Below are 20,129 nucleotides of genomic sequence, written 5' to 3'. Positions count from 1 at the left end.
CTTGCGCCAGATCAAGCCCAGGCCTGCACGTGCGACAGTCAGACCGCAAGCGCCGCAAGCGCGATGCGGCGGCCCTCGGACAACAGCACGTTATAGGTCCGGCAGGCGGCGGGGGAGTTCATCGCCTCAACCCCGATCCCGGCCCCTTCCAGCTGCTGGCGCAGACCGGCGGGGATATGGGCCACCTCGGCGCCGGTGCCGACGAACAGCACATCCACATCCCCGGCAAGCGCCAGCAATGGCGCGCTGTCCTCATAGCCGCCCCAGTCCGTGGTCCCCGTGGCCCCGGTCAGGATATTGCCGTGATGCACCTCACCGCCAACCCGAAAGAACCCCGGCCCATAGCCATCAATTGGCAGGGCATCCGTATAGGCAACTTCGTTCAAACGCATGGCGTGCATCCTTTGTACGTGGTCGGGTGGTGGGCGGGCGACCCTGCCCTGCCCGGCTGCATAACATGTCCGCCACCGCGACAAAATACCAGCGCCGCATATGCCGATAAAAAGAGGCCGCAACCCATGGGGCTGCGGCCTTTGATCCGTCGCGCGATCTGAACTCTCAGGCGTCGATATTTGCGAACTGGTTGCCTGCGGTGTTCGACGGCTTGGTCCAGTCGCGTTTCACACCCAGCCACAACAGGATGGTGGAGGCCACGAAGATCGACGAATAGGTGCCGATGATGACGCCCCAGATCATCGCAAAGACAAAGCCCCGGATCACATCGCCGCCCAGCACATAAAGCGAGATCAGCGCCAGCAATGTGGTCACCGAGGTCATCACCGTCCGGCTGAGGGTTTCGTTGATCGAGATGTTCAGAACCTCGGCCAGTGGCTTTTTCTTGTAGCGACGCAGGTTTTCACGCACCCGGTCAAAAACCACCACGGTATCGTTCAGCGAATAGCCGACGATGGTCAGCAGCGCCGCGATGATGGCCAGATCGAACTTGATCTGCAGTTCCGAGAACACGCCAATGGTCAGCACCACATCGTGGACAAGCGCGGCAACAGCGCCAAGCGCGAACTGCCACTCAAAGCGCAGCCAGATATAGATCAGAACCGCACCAATCGCGAGGGCAACCGCCAGCACCGCCGTCTGTACCAGCTCACCAGAGACCTTGGGGCCTACAGATTCCACCGAGACGAATTTGATCCCCGGTGCCACCGTATCCAGTGCTGCATTCACATCCGCGATCACTGCGCCGGAAATCGACTCGCCATCGCCCTGCGCCTGAATGCGCACCATCGCCACATGCTGGTCCTCGTCAAAGGTCGGATCGAACACCTCGCTGATGGTGATGTCCCCCAGCTCCAGCGGTTCCAGCGCGCCGCGATAGGCGCCCACGTCGATCTCGGTCGTGCTTTCGGTCCGGATGGTGGTGCCGCCGCGGAAGTCGATGCCGAAATTCAGCCCCTGCAAGGCAAAGGAGGCAAAGCCGACAACGATCATCAGCGCAGAGATGCCCAGCCACAGTTTCCAGAGTCTGAAGAAATCAAACGAGGTATTTTCGGGAATTAGTTTCAGCCGCATCTCAGACCTCGATTGTTTTCGGACGACGCCGTTCAAACCACATCACGATGATCACCCGCGTCACGAAGATCGCGGTGAAGACCGATGTCAGAATCCCCAGCCCCAGCGTGATCGCAAAGCCGCGCACCGGGCCAGAGCCCATGGCGAACAGGATCACAGCGGTGATGAAGGTGGTGATATTGGCGTCAAGAATGGCGCTCAGCGCCTTGGAATAGCCTTCGTCAATGGCCCGTGCAGGACCTCGACCGGCCTTCAGCTCCTCGCGGATCCGTTCAAAGATCAGCACATTGGCATCAACCGCCATACCGACCGTCAGAACAATACCCGCAATCCCCGGCAGGGTCAGCGTCGCACCAATCAGGCTCAACGCACCAAAGATAAGCGCGATATTGAGGATCAGCGCGATATTGGCAAAGATCCCGAACAGACCGTAGCTCAGCGCCATGAACACCAGCACCCCGACAAAGGCGACGATGGTCGCAACCTTGCCCGCGTCGATGCTGTCCTGACCCAGTTCCGGGCCAATCGTGCGTTCCTCAAGGAACTCCAGCCCCGCAGGCAGCGCACCTGCACGCAGCAGGATCGCCATATTGGTGCTTTCCTCGATGGTGAAGTTGCCGGTGATAATGCCAGAGCCACCCGGAATATGCGACTGGATCACCGGGGCGGAGACCACCTCCTCATCCAGCACGATGGCAAAGGGCGAACCGATGTTTTCGGCCGTATAGTCGCCGAACTTGCGCGCGCCGGTGGTGTTGAAACGGAAGCTGACCGCCGGGCGGCCGTTCTGATCAAACGACGGCTGCGCATCCACCAGCTCCTCACCGGTCACAACCGGTGCAGCCTCAACGGTGTAGAACACACCGTCTTCGTCCAGCGACGGCACGACTTTGTTGCCGACACCCGCATTGGCATCGGCGTCCGTGCCGCGCCCCACAACGGGGTTAAAGGTCAGCTGGGCGGTGGTGCCGATGATCGCCTTCAGCTCAGACGCCGACCCGATGCCGGGCACCTGGATCAGGATCCGGTCGCTGCCCTGGCGCTGAATGGTCGGCTCGCGGGTGCCCACTTCGTCGATCCGGCGGCGGATGATTTCCAACGCCTGACGCACGGTGCGGTCATCAGAGGCCAGCTTCTCCTGCTCGCTCAGCTCTACAGTCAGAATGTCACCGGTCCCGGACACGGTGATATCCGTGGCCCCGGCGCCAGTCAGGCTGGTGATCGGATTGGCCAGACCACGCACAACCTCCAGCGCGCGGGCCATGCCCTCGGGCTGAGAGATCTTCAGACGAATCTGCCCTTCTGGTGCGGGCTGGCGACGGAAGGTGCCGACCTCACCGCGCTCAGGGCGCAAAGCGTCGCGCACTTCGGGCCAGAGCGCATCCATGCGCGCGCCGTAGACGTCGGCCACCTTCACCTCGGCCAAAAGATGCGCGCCACCGCGCAGGTCCAGACCAAGGTTGACCAGCGACGACGGCATGAACGACGGCCATTGGCCCGCCACGTCCAGCCGCGCGGGGCTTTCGCCCTTCGCGATTATTTCGGCGGCGGCGTCATTGGCCTGCTCGACGCGCGTGTAAAACGCATTTGGCAGGGCAAGCAAAAGGCCGGTCACACAGACCAGCCAGATGAGAACCCGCTTCCAGAGATCAATTTGCAGCATTGCCCTGCCTTTTCAGTTGGTTAAGCGGGGATACTTACGCTGCCGGCTCGGTCTTGTTCAGAACCTGCGCGATGGTGGATTTGATCACGCGGATTTTCACACCCTCGGCGATTTCCACTTCGATCTCGCCATCGTCCTTGACCTTGGCCACCTTGCCGATGATGCCACCCTGGGTCACCACCTGATCGCCCCGGCGCAGCGCCTCGACCATCGCCTGATGGGTCTTCAGTTTTTTCTGCTGCGGACGGATCAGCAGGAAATACATGATCGCAAAGATCAGAATGAGCGGGAGAAACTGGGCGAGTGCGCCACCTTCCATGGGATATTCCTTCTGTGTGACAGGCGCTTCAGACGCCCTTAATTTTGCAGGGGAACCTATGCGCTGGCCCGGGGCTTTGCAAGGCTAACGGGGCCAGTTGCGATACCGCAAACGCAGTTGACCCATGGCGGGAGCGATGAGAGGGTTTTTACAACCCATTTCAGATCCAGATTGCCCATATGACCACGATTATCCTGCCGATTGATCCCAAGTATTTCTGGGCGATTGTTGCCCTTGCTGGCTTTGTACTGGCGGTGGCTGTCGTCTATGCAGCCATGCCCCGCACGGAGGGCAAGCAAACCGATCCGCTAGACCGCCTCAAAGATATTCTGGGACTGGCACAGTTCGGCGACGGGCTGTTTCTGTTGCTTGCCCTGATGTGGTCCGGCTTGTTTCTGGCGCTGTTCACCGGTCTGCTGCTGATGCTGTGGGAGCTGATCTGGTTTGTGGTCCCACAAAATCCGTTGTCAGAGGCATCTGCCCGTTTCGCCCTGCTGCGACTGGCGGCGATGACTGCAACCCTTGGCGCGGTGGTGGCGCTGCCTTTCACCCTGATCCGGATCCGACTGACGCGCGAGGCCAACAAGACAGCTGATGAATCCCTGTTCAACGACAAGATCAACGCCGCCACCCAAGACCTGCACGCCATGCGCCAGCGCTGGGACGGTACGCAGAATATCTGGGAAGACGACATAACCCGCCGCAACGCTGCCATCGACCGGCTGGAGGGGCTAGTGAAGGAGCGCCCGGACACAGCTGCCCGAGTTTCAAGGCTTCTGAGCGTCTATGTGCGCGAACTCTCTCGCGAGGTGCCCCCAGAAATTCCGCCAGAAGATGTGGCAACGAAAGAATTGCGAACATGGGCGCAGGGCCTCACGGTTAAGCGATCAGACATGGAAAACGCGGTGCAGGTTCTTGGACGGATGGAAGATATTGAAGGTGTCGATCCCGACAGCATCACTATTGATCTACGGCGGGCCAATCTACAGGGCTTTGACCTAAATGAGCTAAAACTTTCTTGTGCCCGGCTATCCGGCGCGCGACTACAGGGGGCACGCCTACAACGTACACAGATGCAAGACGCAGACCTCTTCGAGGCTAAATTTCAGGGAACATACTTGTTCGGAACGAGGTTGCGATCGGCAAACCTCAGTGAAGCACAGATGCAGGCGGCTAATCTCTTCGGTGCAAATATGCAGGAGACAAATCTTGTGGCGGCACAGATACAGGGAGGTGACCTGAAAGGAGCAGATATGCAGGGTGCAAACCTAGGTGAAGCACAGATGCAGCAGGCCCGCCTCTCCGGGGTGCTGATGCAGGGCGCAAATCTTCGCAGGGCGCTGCTACAGGGGGCTGACCTCGTTCATGTTCAAATGCAAGGAGCTAACCTTGCAGATGCCCAGATGCAAGGGGCAAGGCTCTATTGGGTCAGGTTTGATAGATCCACGAACCTCAGCGAAACCGATTTGACAACGTCAATGCTACAAGAAATCGACTTTTCTGAGGTCAACATCGACCGTGAACAACTGAACAGCGGATTCGGCTTCCGCGGCACGAATTTGCCAGACGGACATGGCCCCGAGTGTCCGGTCTGGCCAGTTCATTGGCCAAAAATAGCATTGAAGGATCCAGAAAGCCTCACACAATGGAGAAAATGGCAAACGGACCCCGACAACTACATCCCGCCCACGGCACCGGACGAGTAGACCACCGCCCCCTAACGTGCCATCCCACAACACCCCGGCGGCAAACGTGCGCGCCCCCTTCCCCTTCCCGCCCCCATCCGGCATATGCTGGCAGCACTGATTCAACGCTTTAGGAGCACTCCCCATGCATGACATCCGCGCGATCCGCGAGAACCCTGCCGCTTTTGACGCCGCTTTGGCGCGGCGTGGGGATGCGGCGATGTCCTCTGACATCCTGGCGCTGGATGAAACCCGCCGGGCCAAAATCCAGGCGGCCGAAACCGCTCAGGCCGACCAGAACAAGGCGGCCAAGGCCATCGGCGCGGCCAAGGCCAAGGGGGACGATGCCGAATTCGAACGTCTGCGCGCGGAAGTGGCCGGCAAGAAAGCCGAAGTCGCCACCCTGCAGACCGAGGCCAAGGAACTGGACGCCAAGCTCACCGATGTGCTGGCCCGCATTCCCAACCTGCCCGCCGAGGACGTGCCCGAGGGCGCGGATGAGGACGACAATGTCGAGGTCAACAAATGGGGGGCGATCCCCAATTTCACCTTTGAACCGAAAGAACACTTTGAAATCAAGGGCGTCGCAGCTGCGATGGATTTCGAAACCGCCGCCAAAATCTCCGGCTCCCGCTTTGTTCTGCTGAAGGGCGCCGTGGCCCGTATCCACCGCGCGCTGGCGCAGTTCATGGTCGACACCCATGTCGATGAGAACGGGCTGACCGAGGTGAATTCCCCGGTTCTGGTGCGCGATGAGGCGATGTATGGCACCGACAAGCTGCCCAAGTTTGGCGATGACAGCTATCAGACCACCAATGGCTGGTGGCTGGTGCCCACCTCCGAGGTGCCGCTGACCTATTCCGTTGCGGGCGACACGCTTGATGAGGCCGCCCTGCCGATCCGCATGACCGCGCATACGCTGTGTTTCCGCTCCGAGGCGGGCAGCGCCGGCAAGGATACCTCCGGCATGCTGCGTCAGCACCAGTTCGAGAAGGTGGAGATGGTCTCTATCGTCCACCCCAGCCAGTCCGATGATGAGCAGAAGCGTATGCTGCGCTGCGCCGAAGGGATCCTTGAGAAACTGGGCATCCCCTACCGCACCGTCGTGCTGTGCACCGGCGACATGGGCTTTGGCGCGCGCCGTACCTTTGACATCGAGGCCTGGGTGCCGGGGCAGAACACCTACCGAGAGATTTCCTCGGTCTCCACCACCGGTGATTTTCAGGCCCGCCGCATGAACGCCCGGTTCAAACCTGCGGACGGTGGCAAGCCGGAATATCTGCACACGCTCAATGGCTCCGGTCTGGCGGTCGGGCGCTGCCTGATTGCGGTGCTGGAGAACGGCCAGCAGGAAGACGGCTCCGTCAAACTGCCCGAGGTGCTTGCCCCCTACCTGGGCGGTCGCCTGACCCTAACGGCGGCAGGTGATCTGGTTTAACAGCGCACTGCAACCTGTTAATAAAATATAAAAACCGGCGCACCCCAGCGCCGGTTTTCCTTTTCTCGCGAGACGCGCCTCCGATGAGGCCTATTTCTTCCTGCCCTTAGCGGCAGCGGTAGAATCGTCCTGTTTCTTCGCACTGGCCTTCTTGCGGCCTGCCTCCTTCTTGCCGGTCTCTTTCCGGGCGGAGGCTTTTTTGGCAGGTTCCTTCTTGGCGTCTTTCTTGGCGCCGTCTTTTCTACTGCCGTCTTTCTTTGGATTGTTCTTGGCCTCAAGGATCGCCTTGGCCTTGGCCTTTTCCTTCTCGATGGCGCGTTTTGCCTTGGCCTTCACCCGCTTTGCCTTGGCTTTGGCCTTCACCTTTGCGGCGGCGAATTCCTCGGCCAGGGCTGCGGCCTGTTTGGCGGCCTTCTTGGCCTTGGTGACGGCCCTCTCCGCCTTGGCCTCCGCAGCGCGGCGGGCGGCCTCGGCCGCAGCAAGCGCCGAGCTGAGCTGCGCGGCATCGCCCGTCTGGGTATCCGCGCCATTGCGCGCCGCTGTCGCGGGCGTGGCGCCATTGGCACGGTGATCCGGTCCGGTCCCGGCCCCCTTCGCGACCTGCTGCGCCTTGCGCGCCTCGGCCACAAGCTTCTGCGCGCGCAGCCGGCCGATACGCGGGATCCGGCTCAGCTCCTCCGGCGTTTTTCCGGCAACCGCCTCAACCGTGGCGCAGCCGTTTTGTGCCAGAACCTGCGCCAAGGCAGGACCGACACCGGGAAGTGTTGCAATGGATGTCATGAGGTCTCCTGCCTGTTGGTCGCCTGCATCCCACCCGCCACGGCGACCGATCCTGCCGCCTGCTGCGGGAATGGCACCAGCCGCTGCTGCTCCTCATCCCAGAGTTTCAGCCCCATGGCGCGGACCGCCTCGCCAAATTTGATCCTGCGCGGAGCAATCTCCGGCGGCAGATTGTGGTGGCACCGACGCAGCCGGTAGCTGGGAATGCGGGCGTTGAAATGATGAATGTCATGAAGCGTGATATTGGCGACTGCAAAGTCAAAAAACCAGCCAAAATCGAGGCACGATGATCCCTGAAGGGCGGCCACCTGCGGATTGAGGTCCGGCCGACGATCCCAATAGGTGTCCTCAAAATTATGCTGGAGATAGACCAGAAACACCCCGATCATCCCACCAAGAAAGGAAAACCCCAGCCAGATCAGCACCCCGGCCATCCCCGCGATGGCATAGAGCAGCGCGAGCAGCAGCACGATCACCACATTGTGCAGCACCACCCCCAGGACGCCAAAGCGCAGCGTGTTCTTCGGCCAGCGATAGCGGATGAAATAGGTGAACGCCGCCCCCAGCGGCACCAGCACAAACGGGTTGCGATACAGCCGATAGACCAGCCGCTGCGCCCAGCCCGCCGCCTGCCATTCGCGCAGCGTCATGGTGTGGATCTCACCGGACTCGCGGTGTTCCAGATTGCCAACATAGGCGTGATGCTCATTGTGGTTCTGTTTCATCACCTCAAACGGCGCAAAGGTGAAGGGCGACAGCACATGGCCTGCGACTTCGTTCTGCCATCGGGTTTCGAACAGCGAATGATGCCCGGTGTCATGTTGCAGTACATAAAGCCGCACCGCCGCAAAGGCAAAAACCACCCCGGCAGGCGCCATCAGATACCAGATGTCGGCGTAGCGGATCGCGAGTGACAGCGACAGGAAATAGACCGCAAACGTCCCAAAATAGCTGAGCGCCGCCAGCCGGTTATCCTTCTCGCAATAAGTCCGCGTATATGCTCTCAGATCCATGAAATGTTCCTTAGAGACGCAGTGTGACGCTGAAATGACGATGGCCTGAGGCAAATTGCCCGTGGCCCGGCGACGCTCAGACCGCCACTGTGAATACCCCGCAATACCCCGACGCGGCGCCCCGCATCTGAGGGTCCGGCCGCCCGACCGGCATCAGATTGCGCAGAGAAGCCACCCCGGCTTTCAATAATCTATGGTGAAGCCTAGCAAAGCCAATGGCTTGCGGTCAAATGGGGCCAAGGTCGCAGGCGTGAAGCCGCGCGCCCCATGAAAAAAGGCAGCCCTCGAAGGGGCTGCCCGAAATCTCATCCTGCGGTCAGCACGGCAACGCTCAGCTGCGGCGGCCTTCCAGATGTTTGCGCAGCTTCGACGGCGGCGCTTTTTTCTTGCCCTTGTAGGGGTTCTTGTCCGACTGCGAGCGCAGCGTCAGACGAATGGGCGTGCCCGGCATGTCGAAATCCTGCCGAAGCCCGTTGACCAGATAGCGATTATAGCTCTCGGGCATCTTGTCGGGATGCGAACACATCACCACAAAGCCCGGCGGACGGGTCTTGGCCTGGGTCATATAGCGCAGCTTGATCCGTTTGCCCTGCGGGGCTGGCGGCGGGTGCTGTTCCAGCATCCCCGTCAGCCAGCGGTTCAGCGCCGCTGTTGGCACCCGGCGGTTCCAGACGTCATAGGCACGCATGATGGCGGCGTGCAGCCGGTCCAGACCCTTGCCGGTCTTGGCCGACACGGTGATCAGCGGCGCGCCGCGCAGCTGCGGCAGCAGCCGGTCAAAGGCCTCTTTCAGATTGCGCAGTTTTTCCTGCTTTTCGTCCTCGATGTCCCATTTGTTCACCGCAACCACAACCGCGCGGCCTTCACGCTCGGCCAGATCGGCAATGCGCAGATCCTGTTGCTCAAACGGGATTGCCGCGTCCAGCAGGACCACCACTACCTCGGCAAATTTCACGGCCCGCAGACCGTCGGACACGGAAAGTTTCTCAAGCTTTTCCTGCACCTTGGCCTTCTTGCGCATACCTGCGGTGTCAAAGATCCGCATCGGCACATCCTGCCAGTCGATCTGTAGCGAGATCGCATCGCGGGTGATCCCGGCCTCGGGCCCGGTCAGCAGGCGATCCTCACCGAGGATCTTGTTGATCAGGGTGGATTTACCCGCATTCGGACGCCCGACAACCGCCACCTGCAACGGTTTGTTGCGAGTCGGCATCGGCACCGAGAGGTCATCCTCCTCGGCGTCCTCATCCAGCACGACGTCAATCTCCGGGCTGTCGTCCTTGGCGCGTTTTTCAAACTCATCCGCCAGCGGCATCAGCTGCGCATAAAGGTCGTTCAGACCCTCACCATGTTCGCCGGACAGGCGGATCGGCTCTCCCAGCCCCAGCCCCCAGGCGTCCAGAACACCGGCGTCGGCGGCATTGCCCTCGGCCTTGTTGGCGGCCAGAATCACATGCGCGGATTTCTTGCGCAGGATTTCGGCAAACATCTGATCAACCGGAGTCACACCAACGCGGGCATCGACCATAAACAGACAGATATCGGCCATATCGACCGCCCGCTCGGTCAGGCGGCGCATCCGCCCTTCCAGCGAGTTATCGGTGGCATCTTCCAGACCGGCGGTATCCACCACGGTAAAGCGCAGATCGCCAAGACGCGCTTCCCCTTCGCGCAGATCGCGCGTAACGCCGGGCTGGTCATCCACCAGCGCCAGCCGCTTGCCGACGAGACGATTGAACAGTGTGGATTTGCCCACATTCGGGCGGCCCACAATAGCGAGGGTAAAAGACATCAGACCAACTTTCTGCGATTCAGACGCGCCCCATAGCGCATCTGCGCGTGCCCTGCCAGAGCACATCGCTGTTTAACCCTCTCCTACCGCATCAAAGCGCTATCGGAAAGCGTGCAATTGTCCTTTGGTCGACACGACATAAAGCGTGCCGCCAGCCACCACCGGCGCGGTGCTGGCACCGCCCGGCACCGCAACCGTGCGCAGCAGTGCTCCGCTTTCGGGGCTGAAAAAGCGCAGCAGCCCATCGTTGGAGGCGACAACCACCTGCCCCCCGGCCACCACCGGGCCGTGATGCGCCACGATGGCGCCCCGCTTGCGGGGTTTGTCCTTCAGGTATCCGGGCAGATCGGCCGCCCAGATCGCCTCGCCGCTGTCCGCGTCCAGCCGCAGCAGCTGCCCCAGATCGCTGATCAGGAAAACACTGCCCGCAACCGCCCAGACCGGATCCACCGCGCCATGGGGGGCGGTCCACAGACGATCGCCAGCCGCCAGATCAAAGGCCGCAGTACGCCCGGACTGGTTGCCGACATACATGCGGTTGCCGGACACCACGGGCGAGCCGGTCACATCGCTGATCCGCGAAATCGTCCGCCCGATCCGCTTGCCCGCAACCGAGGCGTTCCAGCGGCGCAGGCCGCCCTTGCGGAAGGTCGCGGTAAGATCGCCGGATCCAAAGGCAAAAATCGCCAGATCGGAGGTCACCGCAGGCGCAGGCGCGCCCAGGATATTTGACGGGCTCGGGGTGGCCTGGATCTGCCAGGCAATCCGGCCATCCTTGGCATGGACCGCCCAGCCGGTGTCATCGCCGGCCACAAGATAGATCAGCCCATCGTGCACGGTGGGCTGCCCCGAGCCGGTCGCCTCAAGCTCCTGCCGCCAGAGGGTCGCGCCGCTCGCCGCGTCCAGCGCGGTCAGCACACCATAGCCGGAGGAGACATAAACCACGCCATTGTCAAACGCCAAACCGCCGCCGGTGGCCTGACCGGAGCTGTCGGAGGCTGGCAGCAGCTCGCTCTGCCACTGCAAGGCCCCGTTTGTGGCAACGGCGGAAACTCTGGCGCCGCTGTCCAGCGTGTAGATGCGGCCATCGCCGACAACCGGCGTGGCAGTGATGCGCTGACGACGGCTGTCGCCCGCGCCGATGGAGGTAGACCAGATCGCGTTTGGAGCGGCGGCAAGCGCCGGGTGGACCGGCCGCAGCCCTTCGACACCGGGGCCCTGTGGCCAGCTGGTGTTGCTGCGTGCCGCAGGCAGGGCAATGGCGCGGGTTTCATTGGTCACCACGGCGACGCTGTCATCGCGCAGATCCAGACGTTCACCGCGCAGGATGACCTCAGGCTCGGTGCAGGCGGACAGGACCAACGCCAATGCGGTTCCTGTCAGAATGCCCCTTGCTCCCCAAAAGCTTGTTACTGCCGTCATTACCCTGCCCCGTTACTGCACTTATACTGCACGTTTCTCGCTGCGCCCGTCAGCGCAGATATTGTCCTCAGCCTTCTGGTGCCGCGGCCGGCTCCAGCGCTCCCCCAAGCGCCACAATCACTTGCGAGGCACGGTCTTTCAAGTCCGAGGTGACCGCCGCCGACGCAATAATCTCGCGCAGACGGGTGATGGCGGCCTCGGCATTGCCGTCTTCGATGTCGATCAGGGCCAGCTGTTCCTGCGCCAGCAGCGCCAGCGGCGCACCGGGCTGGGCCAGCGCCTCGAACTGGATCCGGCGGTCGGCGATGGGCAGGCTGTCCTGCTGCAGGCCAAGCGCCTTGAAGGTCGCGATATGGCGATAGATCACTGGCATCTCGCCATTGCTGGCCACCGCATTCAGCCGCTCAACAGCGGCCGCGCGCTCGCCTGCGTCGGCCAGAGCACCGGCCTGCAACAGCTTCAGCACCGTATCGCCCCCGGCGGTTTCAGCGGTGATGGCATCCAGCGCATTGGCACGGGCCGCGCTGTCGTCGCTGTCCAGCGCGGCGATCATCTGGTCACCCAGCGCCTGCGCGGCGGCCTCGGTCTGGGCGCGGTTGTATTCGCGCAGCGCCGCCCCGCCCACGATCAGCACCACGGCCACGCCGCCAATCCAGCCATAACGTTTGAGTATCTTGAACAGGCGATCGCGACGGACCTCTTCTGTCACCTCATCGATAAAGCTGTCGGTGTCGCTCATGAAAATGTCCCTGGCAGATCCGGCAACCGCCCCCGCGCTTGCCGGAAAGTTTCCTGTGTTCTGCTTCTCTTACAGTGCAACCGGTGCCAAGCCAAGTGGCCCTGTTGTGCCCGATCCCGCACAAACCGCTCCAAAAAGGCAAAAAATGTGAACTGAACTACAGAGTTTAGTATGGACAATGCCTATATCGCCCATATCACTTAGCGCGAGTTCGCCTGAACATGCCGAATTAATGGTATGGTTGTTGAGTGGTTCTATATGTCCCGGATGGGATGACTATGAATTTAGGAAGGCCCAAGATGCGTGTAATTCCCCTGATAACTGCTGCTGTTGTAACAGCAGGCTTGTATTATGCCGTGATCGAGCGGGATGCGCTTCTTGCCTTCGCCCGGGGGGAGCAGAGCGACGTGGACGCGGTGGCTGCCCCATCTGATGCGGACGCTGCGGCCCCAGCCGCTGACGCCGCTGACCCAACCGGAGCCGTTGCAGCGGCGGCGGCATATACCAAGGAGACCGGCAAATCGCCGGTCGGGGTTGTCGCCATCCGCAGTAGCGCCCGTGGTATCGACAGCGCTGTCGTGCTGCGTGGTCAGACCCAGGCCATCCGCGAGGTTGAGGTCCGGTCTGAAACCACATCCACCGTCCTGTCCGAACCGCTGCGCAAGGGTGCGCAGGTGAAGGCTGGCGATCTGCTGTGCAAGCTGGATCCCGGCACCCGCCCCTCAGCCCTGCTGGAGGCGAAGGCCCGGCTGAGCGAAGCGAAAATCCGCGTCCCCGAGGCCAAGGCCCGGCTGGAAGAGGCCCGCGCGCGGCTGCGCGAGGCGCAGATCAATCTGACCGCTGCGGCGAAACTCTCCGAAGGTGGCTTTGCCTCTGAAACCCGGCTGGCTTCGGCGCAGGCTGCCGAGCGCTCTGCGGTGGCGGGCGTGGCAACGGCGGAAACCGGGCTGGAAACCACCAGCGCGGGCATCGAAGCCGCCTCGGCACAGGTTGCCGCATCTGAAAAGGAACTGTCGCGTCTGGATATCCTCGCGCCATTTGACGGGCTGCTGGAAAGCGACACCGCCGAACTAGGCAGCCTGATGCAGCCCGGCAGTCTTTGTGCAACGGTGATCCAGCTCGAAACCATCAAACTGGTCGGTTACGTGCCAGAAGCCGAAGTCAACCGCGTCACCATTGGCGCCATGGCCCGCGCCGAACTGGCAAACGGGCGTCTGGCTGCGGGCAAGGTGACCTTTATCAGCCGCTCAGCTGATCCCACCACCCGCACATTTGAGGTGGAAATCACCGTGCCGAACCCGGATCTGGCGATCCGCGACGGCCAGACTGCCGATATCGTGATCTCCGCCGAAGGTTCCAAGGCGCATTACCTGCCACAATCCTCGCTGACGCTGAACAATGACGGCCAGCTGGGCGTGCGCGTGGTCAAAGAGGATCGGACGGTCGGATTTTACCCCGTCAGCCTCCTGCGGGATGAGGCCAGCGGTGTCTGGGTTGGCGGCCTGCCTGAACAGGCGGATGTGATTGTTGTCGGGCAGGATTTTGTTGTTGCGGGCGTCGCTGTTGAGCCCACCTATAAAGAGGTTACCCAATGACCGGTATCGTCAGCTGGGCCGCAGAACGGGCCCGTATGATCCTGGCGTTCATCGCCATTTCGCTGCTGGTCGGCGGCTTTGCCTATGCCAGCCTGCCCAAAGAGGGCGAGCCGGATATCGAAATCCCGGCGCTGTTCATCTCTGTCCCCTTCCCCGGCATCTCCGCCGAGGATGCCGAGACCCTGCTGGTCAAGGTGATGGAGACCGAGCTGGCCGATCTCGACGGGCTGGACAAGATGTCCTCAACCGCCGCCGAAGGCTACGCCGGTGTGGCGCTTGAGTTCGACTTTGGCTGGGACAAGACCGCGATCATGGCAGATGTCCGTGACGCGATGGATGCCGCCGAGGCCGATTTCCCCGAGGGGGCTGAAAAATACACCATCAACGAAATCAACTTCTCAGAATTCCCCATCGTCATCGTCAACCTGACCGGTGCCGTGCCCGAACGCACGATGGCCCGTATCGCCAAGGACTTGCAGGACGATCTTGAGGCGCTGGAACCGGTGCTCGAAGCCGGGATCGCCGGCAATCGCGACGAGATGGTCGAAGTACTGATCGACCCGCTGCGGCTGGAGGCCTATAACGTCACCGCGCTTGAACTGATCACCGTTGTGCAGAACAACAACCAGCTGATCGCCGCCGGTGAGGTGGAAACCAATCAGGGCACCTTCTCCGTGAAGATCCCGTCATCCTTTGATGATGTGCGCGACATCTACGAGCTGCCAGTGAAGACCAATGGCGACCGCGTGGTCACCCTGGGTGAGCTGGCCACGATCAATTTCACCTTCGAGGATCGTCGCGGCACCGCGCGGTTCAACGGCGAGGACACGGTGGCGTTGCAGGTGGTCAAGCGCAAGGGCTACAACCTGATCGACACGGTGGATCTGGTCAAGGTAACCTTGGCCGAGGCCAAGACCAAATGGCCGCCCGAGCTGAAGGCCGCCGTCTCCGTCGGCACCTCCAACGACCAGAGCCGCGTCGTCGGCTCCATGGTGAGCCAGCTGGAAGGTTCGGTCCTGACCGCTGTTGCTCTGGTGATGATCGTGGTGCTGTCGGCGCTTGGCAGCCGTGCCGCCCTGCTGGTCGGTTTTGCAATCCCGACCTCCTTCCTTTTGTGTTTTGCCTTCCTTGCGGTGATGGGCGTGAGCATCTCCAATATCGTGATGTTCGGCCTGATCCTTGCGGTGGGTATGCTGGTGGATGGCGCCATCGTGGTGGTCGAATACGCCGACAAGCGGATCAAGGAGGGCACCGGCCCGATGCACGCCTATGTCGAGGCGGCGCAGCGGATGTTCTGGCCGGTGGTTTCCTCAACCGCGACCACGCTCTGTGCCTTTCTGCCGATGCTGTTCTGGCCCGGTGTCCCCGGTGAATTCATGGGAATGCTGCCGGTCACGCTGATCTTCGTGCTCTCGGCATCGCTGGTGGTGGCGCTGATCTATCTGCCCGTCATGGGCGGTGTCACCGGCCGCATGAGCCGCCTGTTTGAAAACCTCTCCGACGGGCTACGGGCGGTTGCACCCTGGTGGCTGCGGGCCGCTCTGGTGCCGGTGATGCTCTGGGGTATGTTTGCAGGGGCGATGCAGATGCTCAACGGGGGCTATCTGCTGCCCGCTCAGGTGCCCGATACCGCCGCGCTGATCTTTGGTGCGCTGGTCTTTGTGCTGGCGGCCTTCGGGGCCTCGGTCACGCTGGGCGCGGCCAGTCTGCACCGGACCGAGAAATCCGTCGATGCCGGCTACAAACACACGCCCTTTGGCCATTTCATCAAATTCATCGTCGGCAATCCGGTCATGCCCATCGTCACCATCGGGGCGATCGCCTTTGCCATCATGACCGTCTTCACCATGTTCGGTCAGAACAACTACGGCGTTGAATTCTTCGTCGAATCCGAGCCGGAGCAGGCCACCGCCTATGTGCGCGCCCGTGGCAATACCTCGCTGACTGAAGAGGATGAGATGGTGCGCCAGACCGAACAGGTAATCCTGTCGCATCCGGCGGTCGTGAATGTCTTCTCCTTTGCCGGTGAAGGCGGGCTGAACACCGATGCCTCAGGCGCCCAGACCCCGCCCGATACCATCGGTCAGGTCCAGTTCGAGATCATCCCATGGGAGGACCGGCCGACCCAGACCGAAAGCTGGTTCAACGGCTGGTTCACCCGCGAGGTGACGGCAACCGAGTTCGACGGCGATACGGTGATCGAGGAGATCAACGCCGAACTGGCCAAGCTGCCGGGCTTTGAAGCGGAAATCCGCGCGCTGGCGCAGGGGCCCGCCTCCGGCAAACCTGTGCACCTGCGTCTGAAAGGCGACAGCTGGGACACGCTGACAGCCGCCACCGAACAGGCCCGCGCCCAGTTCGAGGCAACCCCCGGTCTTGACCTGATCGAGGACAGCCTGCCGCTTCCCGGTATCGACTGGCAGATCGACGTCGATGTCGAAAAGGCCGGGCGGTACGGCGCCGATGTGGCGACCGTTGGCGCCATGGTGCAGCTGGTCACGCGCGGCATCCTTCTGGACACCATGCGCGTCGACAGTTCGGACGAGGAAATCGAAATCCGCGTTCGCCTGCCCGAAGAAGACCGCGTCCTCTCCACCCTTGATGCGCTGAAACTGCGCACCGAGGATGGGCTGGTGCCGCTGTCGAACTTCATCACCCGCCATCCTGTTCCCAAACTGGAAAAAATCAGCCGCGTCGAACAGCAGCGCTATTACGACGTGAAGGCGGATATCGAACCGGGCCTGTCAAAGGTCATCACCACCGAGACCGAGGACGGCAAGGAGCAGACGCTGGCCTATGTCAAATCTCTCCCCGAAGGAACCGCAACCGGCGAGTTGACCGGCCCGGATGGCACAGCGTTCAGGCTGCGCAGTCTTGAAGGCGCGGCCACACAAGAGGCCCTGCAATCGGCGCTGGAGGATGGCGCCCGTGTTGTGGCGCTCAACGCCAACGAGCGCATCGCCAAGCTGACCGAGTGGCTGGAGAGCGATCCGCTGCCCGCCGATATCACCTGGGAATGGACCGGCGATCAGGAAGAACAGGCCGAATCCGGCGCCTTCCTGATGAAGGCCTTTGCCGGGGCGCTGGGGCTGATGTTCGTGATCCTCCTGGCGCAGTTCAACAGCTTTTACAATTCCATCCTGGTTCTTCTGGCGGTGGTGCTGTCCACCACCGGCGTGCTGATTGGCATGATGGTCATGCAGCAGCCGTTCTCGATCATCATGACCGGCACCGGCATCGTGGCGCTGGCAGGCATCGTGGTGAACAACAATATCGTTCTGATCGACACCTATCAGGAATACGCCCAGAAGATGCCCCGGATCGAGGCGATCATCCGCACCGCCGAGGCGCGGATCCGTCCGGTTCTGCTGACCACCATCACCACGATGGCCGGTCTGGCACCGATGATGTTCGGGCTCAGCCTCGATTTCATCAATGGCGGCTATTCCATCGACAGCCCGACCTCGCTGTGGTGGAAGCAGCTGGCGACCGCCGTGGTCTTTGGTCTGGGGATTGCCACCGTGCTGACGCTGCTGGTGACACCCTCGCTGCTGGCGATCCGGGTGTGGCTGTGGATCTATGTCGCCGCCCTTGGCCGCCTGCTTGCACGGCTTACCGGCGGGCGGTCCAGCCAGATCGCGCGCGACATGCGCCTCGCGACCAAGGCCCGCACCCTGCCCACCACCGAGATCCTGTGGGAGCGTGAAGGCAGGCTGGACAATGAACGAGACCCGGCGATGTCGGCGCCCGAAGCCGCACAGACCAGGCCGGACGAGGGCTGGGAGGAAGAGAAGGGCAAACCGCCCTCAACACCGCTGCGCGCCGCCGAATAACCAGCCAACGCCCCGCCTCCGCGGGGCGTTGTGCGTTTGTTGGGACCAAAGCGCAGCCATCGGCGGCCAGCGACCAATCCGCCGCATCTGCATATTTTGGTGGTAATGAGCGGCCAGCTGGGCCAGCCTGAAGACATTCCGCCGACCGCAGCACCAGCCGGGCGCCAGAAGACAGCCGCGCGGTTCCAGCCAGCCCCGCCAGCAGAGAGGACCCATCAGATGCCCGATTTCAACGATATGTTCGAACTCACCATTGCCGACGTCGATCTGATCGAAACCGCACTGCAACGCACGCGGGACGCACTGGCTGACAGCAGTCAGACCGTGCAGGGCATCGCCGGTCACAACCGCGCCGACAGCCTGCGTCAGATCCACGATCTGCTCGGACGGCTGCACAATCAAAAGATTTTCTACAAACCAAAGGACGGGGTCTACGTCAGCGGCTAGCCGCGCCGCAGACCCCCCTTATCCCCCGCAGGGTGATCAGGCGGCGTCCTGATCCGATTGCTGGCGCTGCCACAGATGCGCGTAGCGGCCTTCGCTGGCCAGCAGTTCGTCATGGGTGCCGCGCTCGGCGATCTCGCCCTGTTCCAGCACAATGATCTGGTCGGCCTCTGCAACCGTGCTCAGACGGTGGGCAATGGTGATCACCGTCCGCCCCTGCCCGGCGCGCGACAGCGCCTCCTTGATCTCTTGTTCTGTGTCGCTGTCCAGCGCCGATGTCGCCTCGTCCAGCAGCAGGATTGGCGGGTTCTTCAGCAGGGTACGGGCAATGCCCACCCGCTGCTTCTCACCGCCCGACAGCTTCAGGCCCCGCTCGCCGACCTGCGTCTCATACCCCTCAGGCAGCCGCATGATGAAGTCGTGGATCTGCGCATCCCGCGCGGCCTGTTCCACCTCTTCCTGCGTGGCTCCGGCCCGGCCATAGGCGATATTGTAGCGGATCGTATCGTTGAACAGCACGGTATCCTGCGGCACCACGCCAATCGCGGCATGAAGGCTCTTTTGCGTGACATCCCGCACATCCTGCCCGTCAATGCGCAAAGCCCCGCGGGTGACATCATAGAACCGGAACAACAGCCGCCCGATAGTGGATTTGCCCGACCCGGTAGACCCAACGATGGCCACGGTCTGCCCCGCCGCCACCTCAATACTCACGCCCTTCAGGATCTGCCGGTCGCTGTCGTAGCCAAACTCCACATTCTCCAGCGTGATCGCACCGCCGTTGACCTGCAACACCTTGGCATCACCCCGATCCTTCACATCCGGGTCCTGTTCGATCAGATCGAACATCTCGCCCATATCCACAAGGCTCTGACGGATCTCACGGTAGACGGTCCCGAGAAAGTTCAGCGGCACGGTGATCTGGATCATATAGGCGTTGACCATGACAAAATCGCCCACCGTCAGATTACCCTGCTGCACGCCGATCGCGGCCATCACCATCACCACCACCAGACCGCCGGTGATCACCAGGCTCTGGCCAAAGTTCAGGAATGCCAGCGAATAGGCAGTCTTCAGCGCGGCCTTGGCATAGGCCCGCATCGCCACATCGTAGCGCTCGGTCTCGCGATCCTCGGCGCCGAAATATTTGACCGTCTCATAGTTCAGCAGGCTGTCGATCGCCTTCTGGTTGGCATCGGTGTCCTGCTTGTTCATCTCGCGGCGCAGCTTCACCCGCCATTCCGTCACCGCAAAGGTGAACCAGACATAAAGCCCGACAGTGACCGCCACCACGACCAGATACCAGATGTCAAACAGCACCGCGAGGATGACGGCAACCAGCACCAGCTCCAGCACCAGAGGCCCGATGGAAAACAGAAGAAAGCGCAGCAGGAACTCCACGCCTTTGACGCCGCGTTCGATAATCCGGCTCAGCCCGCCGGTTTTGCGGGTGATGTGATAGCGCATCGACAGGCGGTGAATATGGCGAAAGGTCTCCAGCGCCAGACGCCTCAGTGCCCGTTGACCGACAGGCGCAAACACCGCATCACGCAGCTGCTGAAACCCGGTGGTCAGAACCCGCGCCACGCCATAGGCCACCGTCAGACCAACAGCCCCCAACGCCAGAGGCGGCACGCCTTCTCCCGCGAGGCTATCGACCGCACCCTTGTAGAGCATCGGCGTATAGACCGCGACCAGCTTGGCCAGGATCAGCACCGCCAGCGCCACCACCACGCGGTATTTGACCCAGGCCTGATCCTTTGGCCACAGGTAGGGAAAAACGCGGCGCAGGGTGCGCAGGCCGGAACGGCGCTCCTCCTGCGCGGTGGTCATATCGCTGTCCGTCATCACATGTCCTTGTTGCAAGACCTCTGACATA

Annotated in this window: 15 protein-coding genes; 5 read left to right on the top strand and 10 right to left on the bottom strand. The window is 61.9% G+C overall.

Features of this window, described 5'->3' with window-relative positions; all coding sequences use genetic code 11:
• Window positions 1–38: 38 nt before the first annotated feature.
• The 4 genes from VWY60_RS06005 to yajC all read right to left on the bottom strand — a co-directional run bounded on the left by VWY60_RS06005 (window position 39) and on the right by yajC (window position 3,509).
• The gene (locus VWY60_RS06005; RefSeq protein ID WP_340545832.1) at window positions 39–392 is read right to left on the bottom strand and encodes an Mth938-like domain-containing protein; all 354 of its coding nucleotides are present in this window, start codon (window positions 390–392) and stop codon (window positions 39–41) included.
• A gap of 166 nt (window positions 393–558) precedes the next feature.
• Complete coding sequence (gene secF, locus VWY60_RS06000; RefSeq protein ID WP_340545833.1) at window positions 559–1,527, bottom strand: protein translocase subunit SecF; 969 nt, start codon at window positions 1,525–1,527, stop codon at window positions 559–561.
• Between the two features lies 1 nt (window position 1,528).
• On the bottom strand, window positions 1,529–3,190 hold the full coding sequence (gene secD, locus VWY60_RS05995; protein ID WP_340545834.1) for a protein translocase subunit SecD: 1,662 nt from the start codon (window positions 3,188–3,190) through the stop codon (window positions 1,529–1,531).
• Between the two features lie 34 nt (window positions 3,191–3,224).
• The gene (gene yajC, locus VWY60_RS05990; protein WP_340545835.1) at window positions 3,225–3,509 is read right to left on the bottom strand and encodes a preprotein translocase subunit YajC; all 285 of its coding nucleotides are present in this window, start codon (window positions 3,507–3,509) and stop codon (window positions 3,225–3,227) included.
• A 179-nt stretch (window positions 3,510–3,688) separates the two neighbouring features.
• Between yajC and VWY60_RS05985 the strand changes: the two genes are divergently transcribed.
• Together VWY60_RS05985 and serS are read left to right on the top strand one after the other, a co-directional pair.
• Window positions 3,689–5,215, top strand: coding sequence for a pentapeptide repeat-containing protein (locus VWY60_RS05985; protein WP_416540036.1), 1,527 nt, complete (start codon window positions 3,689–3,691; stop codon window positions 5,213–5,215).
• Between the two features lie 124 nt (window positions 5,216–5,339).
• Window positions 5,340–6,632: a serine--tRNA ligase gene (gene serS, locus VWY60_RS05980; RefSeq protein WP_416540035.1), complete on the top strand. Its 1,293-nt coding sequence runs from the start codon at window positions 5,340–5,342 to the stop codon at window positions 6,630–6,632.
• A gap of 90 nt (window positions 6,633–6,722) precedes the next feature.
• Here serS and VWY60_RS05975 read toward each other — a convergent pair whose 3' ends face one another.
• The 5 genes from VWY60_RS05975 to VWY60_RS05955 all read right to left on the bottom strand — a co-directional run bounded on the left by VWY60_RS05975 (window position 6,723) and on the right by VWY60_RS05955 (window position 12,378).
• On the bottom strand, window positions 6,723–7,412 hold the full coding sequence (locus VWY60_RS05975) for a helix-hairpin-helix domain-containing protein (protein ID WP_416540034.1): 690 nt from the start codon (window positions 7,410–7,412) through the stop codon (window positions 6,723–6,725).
• Window positions 7,409–8,425 carry a fatty acid desaturase gene (locus VWY60_RS05970; protein ID WP_416540033.1) on the bottom strand — a complete coding sequence of 339 codons (1,017 nt, stop codon included), beginning with the start codon at window positions 8,423–8,425 and terminating at the stop codon, window positions 7,409–7,411. The genes VWY60_RS05975 and VWY60_RS05970 overlap by 4 nt, the downstream gene beginning before the upstream one ends.
• 331 nt (window positions 8,426–8,756) lie before the next feature.
• Window positions 8,757–10,217 (bottom strand): ribosome biogenesis GTPase Der, encoded by a 1,461-nt coding sequence (der, locus tag VWY60_RS05965; protein WP_340545839.1) that lies wholly within the window; start codon window positions 10,215–10,217, stop codon window positions 8,757–8,759.
• Between the two features lie 99 nt (window positions 10,218–10,316).
• Entirely contained in the window at window positions 10,317–11,639 is a 1,323-nt protein-coding gene (locus VWY60_RS05960) for a PQQ-binding-like beta-propeller repeat protein (protein ID WP_416540032.1), read from the bottom strand.
• Window positions 11,640–11,706: 67 nt separating this feature from the next.
• A complete protein-coding gene (locus VWY60_RS05955) occupies window positions 11,707–12,378 on the bottom strand; it encodes a hypothetical protein (RefSeq protein ID WP_416540031.1) in 672 nt (223 codons plus the stop codon).
• A 299-nt stretch (window positions 12,379–12,677) separates the two neighbouring features.
• Here VWY60_RS05955 and VWY60_RS05950 point away from each other — a divergent pair, with 299 nt between their 5' ends.
• The 3 genes from VWY60_RS05950 (at window position 12,678) to VWY60_RS05940 (ending at window position 18,253) form a co-directional block, all read left to right on the top strand.
• Entirely contained in the window at window positions 12,678–13,973 is a 1,296-nt protein-coding gene (locus tag VWY60_RS05950; RefSeq protein WP_416534187.1) for an efflux RND transporter periplasmic adaptor subunit, read from the top strand.
• On the top strand, window positions 13,970–17,806 hold the full coding sequence (locus tag VWY60_RS05945; RefSeq protein WP_416538928.1) for an efflux RND transporter permease subunit: 3,837 nt from the start codon (window positions 13,970–13,972) through the stop codon (window positions 17,804–17,806). The genes VWY60_RS05950 and VWY60_RS05945 overlap by 4 nt, the downstream gene beginning before the upstream one ends.
• A gap of 219 nt (window positions 17,807–18,025) precedes the next feature.
• Window positions 18,026–18,253 carry a hypothetical protein gene (locus VWY60_RS05940; protein WP_416534189.1) on the top strand — a complete coding sequence of 76 codons (228 nt, stop codon included), beginning with the start codon at window positions 18,026–18,028 and terminating at the stop codon, window positions 18,251–18,253.
• A 36-nt stretch (window positions 18,254–18,289) separates the two neighbouring features.
• Here the strand turns inward: VWY60_RS05940 and VWY60_RS05935 are convergent, their stop codons facing one another.
• A complete protein-coding gene (locus VWY60_RS05935; protein ID WP_416540030.1) occupies window positions 18,290–20,098 on the bottom strand; it encodes an ABCB family ABC transporter ATP-binding protein/permease in 1,809 nt (602 codons plus the stop codon).
• Between the last annotated feature and the right edge of the window lie 31 nt (window positions 20,099–20,129).

The sequence above is a fragment of the Phaeobacter sp. JH20_26 genome (genome assembly GCF_048056275.1).
Lineage (GTDB): Bacteria > Pseudomonadota > Alphaproteobacteria > Rhodobacterales > Rhodobacteraceae > Phaeobacter > Phaeobacter bryozoorum.
This window is presented reverse-complemented; position numbering and strand designations above follow the sequence as displayed.

What these genes read in the sequence shown, in the direction of transcription:
- VWY60_RS06005 (WP_340545832.1), bottom strand. Translation starts at nt 392, where the DNA reads ATGCGTTTGAACGAAGTTGCCTATACGGATGCCCTGCCAATTGATGGC.
- VWY60_RS05945 (WP_416538928.1), top strand. Translation starts at nt 13,970, where the DNA reads ATGACCGGTATCGTCAGCTGGGCCGCAGAACGGGCCCGTATGATCCTG.
- secD (WP_340545834.1), bottom strand. Translation starts at nt 3,190, where the DNA reads ATGCTGCAAATTGATCTCTGGAAGCGGGTTCTCATCTGGCTGGTCTGT.
- VWY60_RS05940 (WP_416534189.1), top strand. Translation starts at nt 18,026, where the DNA reads ATGCCCGATTTCAACGATATGTTCGAACTCACCATTGCCGACGTCGAT.
- secF (WP_340545833.1), bottom strand. Translation starts at nt 1,527, where the DNA reads ATGCGGCTGAAACTAATTCCCGAAAATACCTCGTTTGATTTCTTCAGA.
- VWY60_RS05975 (WP_416540034.1), bottom strand. Translation starts at nt 7,412, where the DNA reads ATGACATCCATTGCAACACTTCCCGGTGTCGGTCCTGCCTTGGCGCAG.
- VWY60_RS05960 (WP_416540032.1), bottom strand. Translation starts at nt 11,639, where the DNA reads ATGACGGCAGTAACAAGCTTTTGGGGAGCAAGGGGCATTCTGACAGGA.
- serS (WP_416540035.1), top strand. Translation starts at nt 5,340, where the DNA reads ATGCATGACATCCGCGCGATCCGCGAGAACCCTGCCGCTTTTGACGCC.
- VWY60_RS05955 (WP_416540031.1), bottom strand. Translation starts at nt 12,378, where the DNA reads ATGAGCGACACCGACAGCTTTATCGATGAGGTGACAGAAGAGGTCCGT.
- VWY60_RS05950 (WP_416534187.1), top strand. Translation starts at nt 12,678, where the DNA reads ATGCGTGTAATTCCCCTGATAACTGCTGCTGTTGTAACAGCAGGCTTG.
- yajC (WP_340545835.1), bottom strand. Translation starts at nt 3,509, where the DNA reads ATGGAAGGTGGCGCACTCGCCCAGTTTCTCCCGCTCATTCTGATCTTT.
- VWY60_RS05935 (WP_416540030.1), bottom strand. Translation starts at nt 20,098, where the DNA reads ATGACGGACAGCGATATGACCACCGCGCAGGAGGAGCGCCGTTCCGGC.
- VWY60_RS05985 (WP_416540036.1), top strand. Translation starts at nt 3,689, where the DNA reads ATGACCACGATTATCCTGCCGATTGATCCCAAGTATTTCTGGGCGATT.
- der (WP_340545839.1), bottom strand. Translation starts at nt 10,217, where the DNA reads ATGTCTTTTACCCTCGCTATTGTGGGCCGCCCGAATGTGGGCAAATCC.
- VWY60_RS05970 (WP_416540033.1), bottom strand. Translation starts at nt 8,425, where the DNA reads ATGGATCTGAGAGCATATACGCGGACTTATTGCGAGAAGGATAACCGG.